General features: G+C 66.4%; 12 protein-coding genes. All 12 read right to left on the bottom strand.

Annotated features, from left to right (window positions below):
- A complete protein-coding gene (locus GSQ79_RS18420; protein WP_158810194.1) occupies positions 1–1,305 on the bottom strand; it encodes a nicotinate phosphoribosyltransferase in 1,305 nt (434 codons plus the stop codon).
- 13 nt (positions 1,306–1,318) lie between these two features.
- Positions 1,319–2,980 (bottom strand): DNA repair protein RecN, encoded by a 1,662-nt coding sequence (gene recN / locus GSQ79_RS18425; RefSeq protein WP_158810132.1) that lies wholly within the window; start codon positions 2,978–2,980, stop codon positions 1,319–1,321.
- A 154-nt stretch (positions 2,981–3,134) separates the two neighbouring features.
- Positions 3,135–3,482: a DUF5615 family PIN-like protein gene (locus GSQ79_RS18430; RefSeq protein ID WP_158810133.1), complete on the bottom strand. Its 348-nt coding sequence runs from the start codon at positions 3,480–3,482 to the stop codon at positions 3,135–3,137.
- Positions 3,463–3,684, bottom strand: a complete 222-nt coding sequence (locus GSQ79_RS18435) for a DUF433 domain-containing protein (RefSeq protein WP_158810134.1) — start codon at positions 3,682–3,684, stop codon at positions 3,463–3,465. Before GSQ79_RS18435 ends, GSQ79_RS18430 begins: the two co-directional genes overlap by 20 nt.
- Before the next feature lie 67 nt (positions 3,685–3,751).
- On the bottom strand, positions 3,752–4,645 hold the full coding sequence (locus GSQ79_RS18440) for an outer membrane protein assembly factor BamD (RefSeq protein WP_158810135.1): 894 nt from the start codon (positions 4,643–4,645) through the stop codon (positions 3,752–3,754).
- A 224-nt stretch (positions 4,646–4,869) separates the two neighbouring features.
- Complete coding sequence (gene ftsZ, locus GSQ79_RS18445; RefSeq protein WP_158810136.1) at positions 4,870–6,585, bottom strand: cell division protein FtsZ; 1,716 nt, start codon at positions 6,583–6,585, stop codon at positions 4,870–4,872.
- Positions 6,586–6,798: 213 nt separating this feature from the next.
- Entirely contained in the window at positions 6,799–8,112 is a 1,314-nt protein-coding gene (gene ftsA, locus GSQ79_RS18450; RefSeq protein WP_158810137.1) for a cell division protein FtsA, read from the bottom strand.
- Positions 8,109–9,068, bottom strand: a complete 960-nt coding sequence (locus GSQ79_RS18455; RefSeq protein ID WP_246725425.1) for a cell division protein FtsQ/DivIB — start codon at positions 9,066–9,068, stop codon at positions 8,109–8,111. The genes ftsA and GSQ79_RS18455 overlap by 4 nt, the downstream gene beginning before the upstream one ends.
- Complete coding sequence (locus GSQ79_RS18460; protein WP_158810139.1) at positions 9,065–9,988, bottom strand: D-alanine--D-alanine ligase; 924 nt, start codon at positions 9,986–9,988, stop codon at positions 9,065–9,067. Before GSQ79_RS18460 ends, GSQ79_RS18455 begins: the two co-directional genes overlap by 4 nt.
- Before the next feature lie 154 nt (positions 9,989–10,142).
- On the bottom strand, positions 10,143–11,054 hold the full coding sequence (gene murB / locus GSQ79_RS18465; protein ID WP_158810140.1) for a UDP-N-acetylmuramate dehydrogenase: 912 nt from the start codon (positions 11,052–11,054) through the stop codon (positions 10,143–10,145).
- Positions 11,054–12,463, bottom strand: coding sequence for a UDP-N-acetylmuramate--L-alanine ligase (gene murC, locus GSQ79_RS18470; protein WP_158810141.1), 1,410 nt, complete (start codon positions 12,461–12,463; stop codon positions 11,054–11,056). The genes murB and murC overlap by 1 nt, the downstream gene beginning before the upstream one ends.
- Positions 12,460–13,383, bottom strand: a 924-nt coding sequence (locus tag GSQ79_RS18475) for a glycosyltransferase (protein ID WP_158810142.1), incomplete at its 5' end; no start/stop codon positions are given. The genes murC and GSQ79_RS18475, both read right to left, overlap by 4 nt.

A 13,383-nucleotide genomic window follows, 5' to 3' on the forward strand; every position in this document is an offset into this window, starting at 1 on the left:
TCACGCTTCCCGCGCGACACCCGGCTGATAGCCGAAGACGCGCGTATAACGCTCCACCTCGTGCGGCGGTCCCAAGAACTTCGCGGGATTGTCGGAGAGTTTCACCGCCGGGCGGCCGTCGACTTCGAACACCTTGCAGACCAGCGATACGGGCTTCACGTCGATCGGCCGTTCCTTGGGCAAACAGCCGACGAAGTCGTTGGTGAGGTTGGTGCCCCAACCGATGGAAACCTGGACGCGGCCACGCAGCGCCCGGACGCTTTCTTCGATCGTATCGATCGTCATCGCGTCGGACAAAATTACCAGTTTGTCCCGCGGATCGCGGCCGCGGGCCGTCCACCATTCAATCAGTTCTTCCGCCGCTTCGATCGGCGGCTTGGAATCCGGGCGGGCGCCGGTCCAGTCCGCCGCCCAGTCCGGCGCGGCGGCCAAAAAATTGGTGGTCCCGAACGTGTCGGGCAGCAGCACCAGCAGGTTGCCGCCATAGAGCTTCGACCACGCCTTCAGCACCTCGAACGGCGCCTGACGGAGGGCGTCGTCGTCGGCGGCCTCGGCGGCGAAGACCATCTGCAGCTCATGCGCGTTGGTGCCGATCGCCTCGACGCCGAGGTCCATCGCGTGCTTGACGTTGGACGTTCCGGTGAAGTTCTGGCCCAACCCTTCCTGCAGCGCGGCGACGCACCAGCGCTGCCACAGGAACCCATGGCGGCGGCGGGTGCCGAAATCGCCAATCCGCAGCGGGCCTTCCTCGGCCAGTGCCCGCAGCCGTTCGATCTTGCCCCAGAGTTTCGCCTTCGCGCGGGCGTAAAACAGGTCGAGCTCGAAACGGCTCAAGCCCTTCATCGCGTTGCGCGCGCGCATCTCGTTGATGATCGCCAGCGCCGGCACTTCCCACATCGTGGTCTCGGTCCAAAGCCCGTCGAACTTCAGCTCGAACTGCCCGTCGCGCTCGGCGAGTTCGTAGGGTGGCAGCCGAAACCGTTCGAGATAATCGATGAAGGCCGGCTCAAAGATCTGCTTGCGGCCGTAGAAGGAGTTGCCGGCAAGCCAGACCAGCTCGTTGCGCTGGAACCGCAGGGTGCGGGCATGGTCGAGCTGCTCGACCAATTCGTCGCGGTCGATCGTTTGGGCCAGCTTCACCGACGTCGAGCGGTTCACCAGGCCGAAGCCGACGCGCGTGTCGGGTTTCAGCTTCCAGATCATCTGCAGCATCAGAAGCTTGTAGAAATCCGTGTCGAGCAGCGTCCGCACGATCGGATCGATGCGGAAGGAATGGTCGTAGACGCGGTTGGCGAGGTCGGGAATGAGGCCCACGCGCTTACTCCGTTTCCGCCAGCAGCCGCCCCGCGGCGGCGCGCGCCTCGTCGGTCACCGTGGCGCCGGCGAGCATGCGCGCGATCTCTTCCTGCCGCGCCTCGGGCGCCAGCGTAGTGACGCGGGTCGCCACGCGGCGGCCTTCGTCCGTGGCGTCCTTGGCGATGCGGAAGTGCCCCGCGGCGCGCGCCGCGACCTGCGGCGCATGGGTGACGGCGAGCACCTGCACCCGCGACGCCAGCCGCGCCAGGCGCGCGCCCATCGCGTCGGCGACGGCGCCGCCGACGCCGGTATCGATCTCGTCGAACACCAGCGTCGGCGCCGAGCCCTTGTTGGCCAGCGCCACTTTTAACGCCAGCATGAAGCGGGCGAGCTCGCCGCCCGAGGCGATCTTCATCAACGGCCCCGGGCGCGTGCCGGGGTTGGTCTCGACCCAGAACCCCACGGCGTCGATGCCGTCCGGTCCCGGTGCTTCCGGTTCGACCTGGGTGATGAAGCGCGCCCGCTCCAGCTTCAGCGGCGGCAGTTCGGCGTTGACCGCGGCATCGAGGGCGGTCGCCGCCTTTTTGCGCGCGGCGGAGAGCGTGGCGGCCGCCTTGTTGTAGGCGGCCTCGGCCTGCACGAGGGCGCCGGCGAGCGTGACGAGTTCGGCTTCGTCGGCATCGAGCTTTTCCAGCGTCGCGGCATGACTTTCCGCGAGGGCGGGGAGGGCGTCGGCGGTCACCGCGTATTTGCGTGCGGCGGCGCGGATGGCGAACAAGCGTTCTTCGATGCGCTCGAGCTCGCGCGGGTCGAACTCCGCGTCGCGCAACGCCTGCTCCAGCGTCTCGCGGGCGACGTCGAGGGCGGCGAGCGCCGCATCCAGCGCCTGGACGCTCGGGCCGATCAGCGCCGGTGCCTGCGCCTGGCGGCGGTCGAGGCGGCGCAGCGCGCCGTTGAGCGCCGAGACCGGTCCGTCGCCGCCCACCACCTCCTGCGCATCACGCAGATCGGCGACGACCTTTTCCGCAGCCATCATCGTCTGCCGGCGGTTGGTGAGAGAAACCTCTTCGCCAGCCTCGACGGCGAGCTTGGTCAGCTCGGCATAAGCGTGACGTAAAAAATCGGCCTCGGCACGGATCGCCGCGACGCGCGTCTCTTCCGATTTCCGTTCGGTTTCAAGCGCTCGCACCTTGGCATGTGCCGCGCGCACGGCTTCGAGCGGCGCCGTAAGCGCGCCGAAGGCGTCGACGAGCTGGCGGTGCACGGCGGGCTCGACCAGTGCCCGGTCGTCGTGCTGGCCGTGGATCTCGACGAGGGTTTTTCCCAGCGCCTTGAGGGTCTGCACGCTGACCGGCTGGTCGTTGACGAAGGCGCGGGTTCGCCCGTCCGCCATCTGCACCCGGCGCAGGATCAGGTCGCCATCGGCATCGATGTCCTGGGCTTGCGCGGCCTGGCGAGCGGGATGATCGGCGTCGATGTCGAAGACGGCGGTCACCTGGCCCTGGGGAAAACCTTGGCGCACCAGCGTGCCGTCGCCGCGGGCGCCGAGCGCCAGCGAAAAGGCATCGAGGAGGATGGACTTGCCCGCCCCGGTCTCGCCGGTCAGCACGGTCATGCCGCGCCCCAGATCGAGGTCGAGCCGATCGATCAGAACGATGTCGCGGATCGACAGCTGGACGAGCACGGGAGCCGCAAGCCCTTGGGTTCAGGCCCGCAGGCCGGAAGGAGGATGCCGCGTCGCGGGGCGACGGGGACGATGTTGGGTGCCAAGGTTTGCGGGTGGCGTCAAGGGCGGACGCCGGAGGTGGAGCGGTCTCCGGCAGAACATCGAGCAACCATCACCGTTTCGAGCGCAGGGCGGTCTCGTGAACCACCGTCACGTTGCCGGGACGAGTGCGCTCAATCGCGGTGCAAATCGTTGAGATATGTTGCTGAATCACGTTCCAATTGTTCGTGCAGAGCACGACGACAGCCAAAGGCATGGCGCCCAGGTTTTGTTGGTATGGCAGATTCTGATCCGTGGTCACGAAGACGTCGAAGCCCTCGCTTACAGTTGCAGCGAGCAACGCGTTGTCTGACACGCCCTTAAGCCCCATCGCGCCAACATGCCGTACCGCGATGCCGGCCGCGATCAATATCGTCCCGAGCCCAACTGGCACATTCTCATCAAGCAGGACTGTTTTCATGAAGCCGCGCAAACGACAACACGCGGCGGATCCGGTCTACCGGAACGCTGGGAAAGATCTTTGTTGCGATGTCTTCGGCGCTGTAACCGTCGCGCGCATTATCGACGACGGCGTCAGCAGGTACGCGCGTGTCCTTTACGACCCACGCGCCCGATGCTTTGCCAGGTATGCTCTCGACATCGGGACAAGCTGCCCAGTTCATCGGCGGTAACCACTCGGCAAGCTAAAGTCTTTGGACCGGGGCTAAAGCGGCAGATGCGCGGTCCCGCCTAACCCATCCCCATCTTATGGAACGTCTGCGAGATCCACGAGCCCTTGTCCTCGCTCGGCGCCAGGTTCTGGCCCTTCAGCTTGGCGAAGGCGTCCTGGTACCACGGCGAGTCCGGATAGTTGTGGCCGAGCACGGCGGCGGCGGTCTGCGCCTCCTGCGGCAGGCCCATCGCGAGATAGGCTTCGGTCAGTCGCTCCAGCGCCTCTTCGGAATGCCGGGTGGTCTGGTATTTCGCCAGCACGGTGCGGAAGCGGTTCACCGCAGCGGTATATTCGTGGCGGTCGAGATAGTAGCGGCCGACGGACATTTCCTTGCCGGCGAGCTGGTCGCGCGCCACCTGAATCTTGTAGCGGGCGTCGTCGACATATTCCGATTTCGGATATTTGGTGATCAGCTCCTGGAACAGGGCGACCGATTTTTCCGAGCGGTCCTGATCGTGTGCGATGTCCGGGATCTGGTTATAAAACGACATCGCCTCGAGATATTGCACGTAAGGCGAATCGACGGAGTTCGGATAGAGGCCGAGGTAGCGCTTGGCCGAGCCGATCGCGTCGTCGTATTTGGCGTCCTGGTACTGGCTGAAGGTCGTCATCACCAGCCCCTTCCGCTGATACTGCGAATAGGGATAGGCCTTTTCCAGCGTCGAGAACGACTTGGCCGCGCTCTCGTATTCCCGCTTCTTCAGGTCGGCCAGACCCTTGGTGTAGAGCTGGTCGGCCGGCGGATCGTTGATGATCTTGGTCTCGTACTTCTCTTTCCCGAACCAGTTCATCGGGTTGATCGTGTCCATGAAGTCGGCACGGGCAGCGACCGGGACGCTCAGCACCACGAGCGCCGTCAGGGCGGTCAGGCAGGAACGGGCCGGACCCGAGAGGCGAGGCGAAGACAGCATGCGGGATCACTCACGATGGCCCCTGCGGGCGCGCTGACGAAGATCAAAGATCATCTGATAGCGCAAATGTGACCATCGCGCCATGGCCACGGTCGGATGGGGACACGGCGATATTGTGGCGGTTCCATCTCTTGGAAGGAATCTTTCGAGAGTGGCTTTAAGAGCCACAGCGCGATCGGCCGGATCGTCTCCGGTCGATCGCGTTTGAAGGTCTTGGCTGCGACTCAGCTCGTCTGGCGGCGCAGGAACGCCGGGATTTCCAGCTGGTCGTCTTCGCTCTGACGGGTCGGAGCGACAGGGCGGCCATGCGGATCGGCTTGGCGATGCGCGGGCATCGGCGCCGGCGGGCGCTTGGCATAGTCGGCGTGCGTGGGGCTCGGTTGCGGGCGCTGCGGGGCAGGCTGATAGCCGAGCTGCGGCGCCTGGCGTGGTTCCGGCGCGGCGGTCGGGGCCACTTCGTCACGGCTCATGCCGAAGGCGGCGAGGCGCTCCAGCAGGGTGCGGCGCTTGACGTCGGCCTGGCTGTCGGTCGTCGCGGCGTAATGCTGCTGGCGGATCTGGTTCTGCACCGGCATCGGCAGGTCTTCGATCTGCGGCATGCGCTGCTGGCGGATGCTGGGCTGCTCGGCGGCTGGCGGGATGAACGGGCCGGCGTCATAACGCTCCGGCTCGCGGACGGCCGGGCGCGGCGGCTCGGCATAGGTCGGGGCGGCGGGCGGCGCGACCTGCTGCAGCTGGACGCCGGCGGCGGAAGCGACCGGGGCAGGTTGATAGTGGTGCTGCTGTGGCGCGGGAGCCGGCTCTTCGTAGACGGGCGCGGGCGTCGGGGCCGGCGCATAGGCTTCCGGCGGAGCCACGGCGTAGCGCGCGGTCGGCGCCGGCGCTTCGAGGCGCGGCTGCTGGGATTGCGCGCGGAGCCGGTTGGCGGCTTCGGCGATGCGGGCTTCCGCGGTGTTGAGGTCGCGGCCGCCGAGCGGCTGGTCGATGCCGGTAGCGACGACCGAGACGCGGACGATGCCGTCGAGGCTCTCGTCGAAGGTCGCGCCGAGGATGATGTTGGCGTCTTCGTCGACTTCCTGGCGGATGCGGCTCGCCGCTTCGTCGACTTCGTAGAGGGTCAGGTCGTTGCCGCCGGTGATCGAGATCAGCAGGCCGCGCGCGCCCTTCATGGAGACTTCGTCGAGCAGCGGGTTGGCGATCGCGGCTTCGGCGGCGAGGATCGCGCGCTTGTCGCCCGACGCTTCGCCGGTGCCCATCATCGCCTTGCCCATTTCGCGCATGATGGCGCGGACATCGGCGAAGTCGAGGTTGATCAGGCCTTCTTTCACCATCAGATCGGTGATGCAGGCGACGCCGGAATAGAGCACCTGGTCGGCCATCGAGAAGGCGTCGGCGAAGGTGGTCTTTTCGTTGGCGATGCGGAACAGATTCTGATTGGGAATCGTGATCAGCGTGTCGACGGCCTTGTGCAGTTCGGCGATGCCGGCATCCGCGATGCGCATGCGGCGCTGGCCTTCGAACTGGAACGGCTTGGTGACGACGCCGACGGTCAGAATGCCCATGTCGCGGGCGATGCGGGCGATGACGGGAGCCGCACCGGTGCCGGTGCCGCCGCCCATGCCCGCGGTGACGAACACCATGTGCGCGCCGGCGAGATGGTCGCGGATTTCTTCGAGCGCTTCTTCAGCGGCGGCGCGGCCGACTTCCGGCTGCGAGCCGGCGCCGAGACCTTCGGTGACCTGCAGGCCCATCTGGATGATGCGCTCGGCTTTCGAGGCGGTGAGCGCCTGGGCGTCGGTGTTGGCGACGATGAAGTCGACGCCGATCAGGCCGGAGACGATCATGTTGTTGACGGCATTGCCGCCAGCACCGCCGACGCCGCACACCATGATGCGGGGCTTCAATTCCCGCAACTCGGGGGCTTTCAGGTTGATCGTCATCGCATGGCCTCTTGCGGTGTTGGGCGCGTCAACGCCAGTTGCAGCTTGAGCGCGTGGATCGGAACATCGCAAACGGTTCCGGTCAGATCACGCGCCGTCTCATACCTGTTGGGAGCGCTATATCAGCCGAGGGTTTCGCCAGGCTGGAGAGCGCTTCCGCGACATGGGCAAACTCTGGAGCAGCCGCCGAGCTGCCCCAAGGCCTGCGTCATCTCAAAAACTGTCCTTTAGCCAGCGTCCGACGCGGGCCATGTAATTGTCGTTGGTTGGCTCCCGAAGCATTTTCGAACCGACCGGCCGGAAATGTTCGATCCCGCTCACTTGCGGATAGACGAGCAAGCCTACGGCCGCGGAAAACGCCGGACCTTTGGCAGACTCGGGCAGACCCTGGATGCCCAGCGGGCGACCGATGCGGACCTGTCCGGAGAGGATGCGCTTGGCGGCATCGCTCAGACCGGCGAGCTGACTTGCGCCGCCCGTCAGCACGATACGCCGACCGGAATGCGCGGGGAACCCCGCACTTTGCAATCTGTCGCGCACCAGCTCCAATATTTCCTCGACGCGCGGCTTGATAATGCGCGTCAGCTGTGATTTCGGCAGGTGCGTCGCGTGGTCGCCGTCTTCGCCGACCTGCGTCACCGCGATGGTTTCGCGATCGTCGGAGGCAGCCGAAAGACAGGTGCCGTGCAGCGTCTTCAGCCGCTCGGCATCGGCAAGCGGAATGTTCAGCCCGCGCGCCAGATCCGAAGTGACGTGGCGGCCGCCGACGCTGAAGGCATCGGCATGGGTGAGATTGCCACCGGCGAAGACACCGACGGATGTTGTGCCGCCGCCGATGTCGATGATCGCGGTGCCGAGTTCGGCTTCGTCGTCGACGAGCGCGGAAAGTCCCGACGCATAAGGCGTCGCCACCATCGCCTCGATGGAGAGATGGCAGCGTTCGATCGCCAGCATGAGGTTGCTTGCAGCGCCGCTATCGCAGCTCAGCACGTGCATCGCGGCACCGAGTTCGTCGCCGATGAGGCCGCGCGGATCGCGAATGTCGGATGCGCTGCCGAGCGAAAATCCGGTCGGCAGCGAATGCAGCACGATGCGGCCCGGCACGGTGTGCGCATGGCAGGCTTCGAGCACGCGATGCACTTCGCTGTCGGAGACGGCATGGCCGCCGACGGCGATCTTCGCATCGAAGAACTGCGACGACAGCCGGCCGCCGGTATTGTTGACGATGACGCTCTGCACCTGCACGCCGGCCATGCGCTCGGCAGCGTCGACGGCAAGACGGATCGCGCCTTCGGCGGCTTCCATGTCGACGACGGTGCCGCTCTTGATGCCGCGCGAGCGCTGATGGCCGATGCCGAGGATGCGGCAGCGATGCGTGCGGCCGCGCAGCATTTCGGAGGGCTCGATCGGCTGCAGGCGCGCGATCAGGCACACGATCTTCGAGGTGCCGACGTCGAGGACCGAGAGAATGGCGCTACGCCTGGAGGACAGGGGACGCATGCGCGGCGGCATGGTGGCCGTGCTCATGTTGTCGCGCCCTTTGTTTTGGTCTTTTTCGCCAGCGCTTCGTCGCGCACCGCGCCGGCTTCGGCCGAGAGGCGCGCCACGACGCGGCCGGGAATGCGCAGGTCGAGCGACAGCACGTCCTTTTCCAGGATGTGGCTGTCGTGCTCGAGCAAAGCGAGACGGGACAGCGCGTCGGCCGGCTCTTTTTCCGGCAGCACGATCTCGACGCCGCTATTGGTCTTCAGCGTCCAGCGCCGTCCGGCGACATAGATGCCGGCGCGGATCCGCGAGCGCAGATCCCCAGCGGCGTCGAGCAGGGCGATATAGTCGGCAAGCTTTTCGTTGGCGCCGACGCCGGTGACCAGCGGCAGCGTCTCGAAACGCGCATCATGCATGTCGTCGATCGTCGTGCCGTCGGCGGAGACGATCGAAACCGCGCCGTCCTTCTGCCAGAGCGCGTAGGGTTTGCGCTCCTCGATCTCGATCAGCAGGCGATTGGGAAACAGTTTCGAGACGCTGGCTTCCCTGATCAGCGGCACGGATTTCAGCCGCGCGCGGACATCCGCGACATTGAGGAAGATGAGCGAATTGCGCGGCCCGACGCCGGCCAGCGTCAGAACTTCGTTTTCGCTCAGCTCATGCGCGCCGTTGATCGTGACGGCATGGATGGCGAAGCCCGCCGTCTTCGCGGCCTGATCGTAGAGGGCGCCGTTGGTCTCGATGTAGGCGGCATAGGCGCCGCTGCGCACCGCAGCGTAGCCGCCGATGAGCGCGAAGAACACGACCACCAGGGAACCGCCGAAATAGGACGAACGCGCAAGCCGCTCGAGCCGGGTGATCGTGGCGCGGCGGCGGCGGGGGCGCACAGTCGCCGCAGGGCGCGGCTCGTGACGCGGGCGGGTGTTCAGGGCAAAGGCTTGCGTATCGGTGGCGAGGGCAAGCGGGGCTGGGGCAAGCGCGTTTGCGAAATCCGTCAACGGTCGCAGGAGGCGTCGTCCACCATCCATCGAACAAGCTCACCAAATGAAAGGCCAACATTGGCCGCCAACTCGGGGACCAGCGACGTCTCGGTCATGCCGGGTTGCGTATTGATCTCCAACACGACGAGGTCGCCCGTACCTCCGGGGCGATCGTCGTATCGAAAGTCCGTACGGCTTACGCCTCGGCACCCGAGCGCCAAGTGGGCCCTCAAAGTTAACTCTTGAACAATTTGGTAAACATTTCCTTTAAGATTGGCCGGAAGGACGTGAATCGATCCGCCCTTCGCATATTTGGCGTTGTAGTCGTACCAGCCGCCGTCAGCCGCCAGGATCTCGATGACGTCAAGGGCTTTGTCGCCCATCACGGCGCAGGTCAGCTCGCGTCCGGCGACGAAGCGCTCGACCAGCACCATGTCGCCATGCGTCCAGGACTCCGAGGTCAGTTCCTGCGGCGGGTGGGCATGATCGTCGTTAACGATCAGCACGCCGAACGAGGATCCCTCGCTGAGCGGCTTAACCACGTAGGGCGGCGGCATGACGTGGCGTTTCGCCACCTCGAAGCGGTTGAGCGTCAGGCCCTCGGCCACCGGAATGCCGGCTGCCTTCATCACGTCCTTGGCGCGGTCCTTCTGCATGGCGAGCGCCGAGGCCAGCACCCCGGAGTGCGTATAGGGAATCCGCAGCATCTCGAGAATGCCCTGGACGATGCCGTCCTCGCCGAAGCGGCCGTGGAGGGCGTTGAGCACGACATCAGGCTTCAGCGCCGCGAGCACCGTGCCGAGATCGCGGCCGGCGTCGATTCGGGTGACGCGAAAACCCTGGCCTTCCAACGCCGCGGCGCAGGCCTCCCCCGAGCGCAGCGAAACTTCGCGCTCGGCGGAAAGACCGCCGAGGAGGACGGCGACGTGCTTGCTCATGATGTGCGGTCTTCCCTTCGGTCTGTCGGCCCCCTCCACCATGCTTCGCATGGTCCCCCTCCGCTTCGCGGGTGAGGATTGCCGGCGCATCCTCCCCTGCGAAGCGGGGGAGGGGGATCGCCGAAGGCGGTGGAGGGGGCTTGACGCTTCATACCTATCGCATCCCCACCCGCGCGATCTCCCACTCGAGAGACACCCCGCTCGTTTCCAGCACCCGCGCGCGCACGATTTCGCCGAGCTCTTCCAGATCCGCCGCGCTCGCTGCGCCGCGGTTGATCAGAAAATTCGTGTGCAGCTCCGACACCTGCGCATCGCCGTGGACCAGCCCGCGGCAGCCGGCCCTGTCGACCAGAGCCCAGGCCTTTTCGCCGGGCGGATTTTTGAAGGTCGAGCCGCCGGTGCGGGTGTTGACCGGCTGCGTCGCCGCGCGGGCCTGGGTGATCGCCGCCATGTCGGCGCGTATCGTCTCGGGATCGCCGACCGTGCCGGCGAACGTGGCGCGGGTGAAGATCACGTCGTCCGCAACAGCGCAGTGGCGATAGGTGAAACCCATATCGGCCGCCGCATACTCATGGACGGCTCCGGCACGGTCGACGCCGCGCGCAGAGACGAAAACATCCTTGGTCTCGGCGCCATAGGCGCCGCCGTTCATCCGTAGCGCCCCGCCGACCGAGCCGGGAATGCCGCGCAGAAACGCCAACCCGGCGATGCCGGCCTGCGCCGCGCCGGAGGCGAGCTTGACGTCAGGCACCGCCGCGCCGGCGGTGATTTGAACGCCGTCGACGGCAATGCCGGCAAATGGTTTGCCCAACTGGATCACCACGCCCGCGACGCCACCGTCGCGAATCAAGAGGTTCGATCCCAAACCGATCGTCAGGACAGGGATGCCCGGATCGAGAGCGCCGAGAAAATATGCGAGATCGTCTTCATCGGTCGGCGCGAACAAAACCTCAGCCGGCCCGCCGGTCTTGAACCAGCTCAACGCCGCCAGCGGCGCGTTGGCGGTCAGGACGCCACGCAGCGCCGGCATGTCGCCGCGCAGAGTCGTGGCGAAGTCATCGTCCATCAGGGCTTGTCGCCGGCCGCGAGCTGGCCGGGCAGCGCGTAGGCCCATTGGGTGATGTTGCCGGCGCCGAGCAGGACCACATAATCCCCGGGCTGCGCGATGGTGCGCACGAGATGCGGCAGTTCGGCGGCGCTCTGCAGTGCCTGCACATGGCGGTGGCCGTGGGCCTTGATCGCCTGCACCAGGCTGTCGCGATTGATGCCGTCGATCGGCTGCTCGCCGGCGGGATAGACGTCGGCGACGATGACGGCGTCCGCGTCGTTGAAGCAGGTGGCGAAGTCGGCGAACAGCGACTGCAGGCGGGTGTAGCGATGCGGCTGCACCACCGCGATGACCTGCGCGCGCGTCGAGGCGCGGGCGGCCCGCAGCACCGCGGCGATCTCCACGGGATGATGCCCGTAGTCGTCGAAGATCGCCGTGCCTTGCCATTCGCCGGTCCGGGTGAAGCGCCGCTTGACCCCGCCAAAATTCCCCAAGCCGGTGCGGATCGCGTCCGCGCTCATGCCGAGCTGGTGCGCTACCGCCAGCGCCGCCGTGGCGTTCAGCGCGTTGTGCAGGCCGGGCATCGGCATCACGAGATCGTCGAGGCGGATCTGGGTGTTGCTCTTGCGGTCGCGGATGATCACCGAGAAGCGTGACACGCCGCCGGTGAGATCGACGTCGACGAGCCGCACGTCCGCCTGCGGGGTTTCGCCGTAGGTGACGACGCGGCGGTCCTCGATCTTGCCGACCAGTTCCTGCACCGTCGGATGGTCCAGGCACATCACGGCGAAGCCGTAGAAGGGAATGTTTTCGACGAAGGCGCGAAAGGCGTCCTTGATCGCGTCGAAAGTGCCGAAATGATCGAGATGTTCGGGGTCGATGTTGGTGACCACCGCAACGTCCGCCGGCAGCTTCAGGAATGTGCCGTCGCTCTCGTCGGCTTCCACCACCATCCAGTCGCCACCGCCTAACCGGGCATTGGTGCCGTAGGCGTTGATGATGCCGCCGTTGATCACGGTCGGGTCGAATTTTCCGGCGTCGAGCAAGGTTGCGACGAGCGAGGTCGTGGTGGTCTTGCCATGGGTGCCGCCGATCGCCACGCAATGTTTCAGGCGCATCAGTTCCGCGAGCATTTCCGCACGGCGGACCACAGGAATCCTTCGCTCGCGGGCGGCGAACAATTCCGGGTTGTCGCGCTGGATCGCCGTCGACACGACCACGACTTCGGCATCGCCGAGATGCGCGGCGTCATGGCCGACGTGAACGGTCGCGCCTTTTTCGCGCAGCCGCAGCACGTTGGCGTTCTCCGAGGCGTCGGAGCCCTGCACGGTATAGCCGAGGTTGAGCATCACCTCGGCGATGCCGGACATGCCGATGCCGCCGATGCCGACGAAATGGATGGGCCCGAGTTCGGTCGGCAGTTTCATTCGGTGTCCTCTGGCGCCATCAGGCTTTCGACAAGGTCGGCCAAGCGCTCCGCGGCATCGGCAATGCCGGTCTTCTTCGCCGCGAAGGCGCGGGCTTCAAGCCCCTCGCGGTCGAGCAGCGCTTGGCGGATCGCATCCGCCAGCCATTCGGCCGTGAAAAGCGTTTGTTTAATGACGAGCGCCGCACCGGCCTTGTCGAGCAGGGCGGCATTGGCCGCCTGGTCCTGATCGAGCGCAAAGGGAAACGGCACCAGAATCGACGGGCGGCCGATCACGGCGAGCTCCGAAACGGTCGACGCGCCGGCGCGGGCGATGACGAGATGCGCCTGAGCGATGCGCAGCGGCAGGTCGACGAAGAACGGCGCGACCTCGGCGACGAGGCCCAGCGCGTCGTAAGCCGCCTTGACGCGGACTTCGTCCTCGTCGCGGGCCTGCTGCACGATGATGAGCCGCCCGCGGTCGTCCGGGCTGAGCAGCGCGATCGCGGCCGGCACGATGTCGGACATCACCCGTGCGCCCTGCGAGCCGCCGGTGATCAGCAGCCGCAGCACGCCGCCGGTGAAATCGGGGTAAGGCAGGCGCGCCGCCTCGAGCACGTTCGGGCGCACCGGGTTGCCGGTGAGGCGCATCTTGGCGGTAATGCTCGGCTTGTCGACAGTGAGATTGTCGAAGCCCTTCGCGACGGCCTTCACCCTTGCAGCGAGAAACCGGTTGGCGCGGCCCATCACGGCATTCTGCTCGTGCAGGATCGTCGGAATTTTCAGCTGCGTGGCGGCGAGGACCGGCGGTACGGTGGGGTAGCCGCCGAAGCCGACCAGCGCGCGCGGCTTGACCCGGCGGATGATCCGCCGGGCCGCCTGGGTGCCGCGCAGCAGTGTGACGATCGCGCGGGCGCGCTTGAACAGCGAGCCGCCGCTCGG

The sequence above is a fragment of the Beijerinckia sp. L45 genome (assembly GCF_009765775.1).
GTDB lineage: Bacteria > Pseudomonadota > Alphaproteobacteria > Rhizobiales > Beijerinckiaceae > RH-AL1.

Excerpts from the sequence above, each read along its gene's own strand:
- GSQ79_RS18430 (WP_158810133.1), bottom strand. The coding sequence starts at position 3,482 with ATGAAAACAGTCCTGCTTGATGAGAATGTGCCAGTTGGGCTCGGGACG.
- GSQ79_RS18435 (WP_158810134.1), bottom strand. The coding sequence starts at position 3,684 with ATGAACTGGGCAGCTTGTCCCGATGTCGAGAGCATACCTGGCAAAGCA.
- GSQ79_RS18440 (WP_158810135.1), bottom strand. The coding sequence starts at position 4,645 with ATGCTGTCTTCGCCTCGCCTCTCGGGTCCGGCCCGTTCCTGCCTGACC.
- ftsZ (WP_158810136.1), bottom strand. The coding sequence starts at position 6,585 with ATGACGATCAACCTGAAAGCCCCCGAGTTGCGGGAATTGAAGCCCCGC.
- ftsA (WP_158810137.1), bottom strand. The coding sequence starts at position 8,112 with ATGAGCACGGCCACCATGCCGCCGCGCATGCGTCCCCTGTCCTCCAGG.
- GSQ79_RS18460 (WP_158810139.1), bottom strand. The coding sequence starts at position 9,988 with ATGAGCAAGCACGTCGCCGTCCTCCTCGGCGGTCTTTCCGCCGAGCGC.
- murB (WP_158810140.1), bottom strand. The coding sequence starts at position 11,054 with ATGGACGATGACTTCGCCACGACTCTGCGCGGCGACATGCCGGCGCTG.
- murC (WP_158810141.1), bottom strand. The coding sequence starts at position 12,463 with ATGAAACTGCCGACCGAACTCGGGCCCATCCATTTCGTCGGCATCGGC.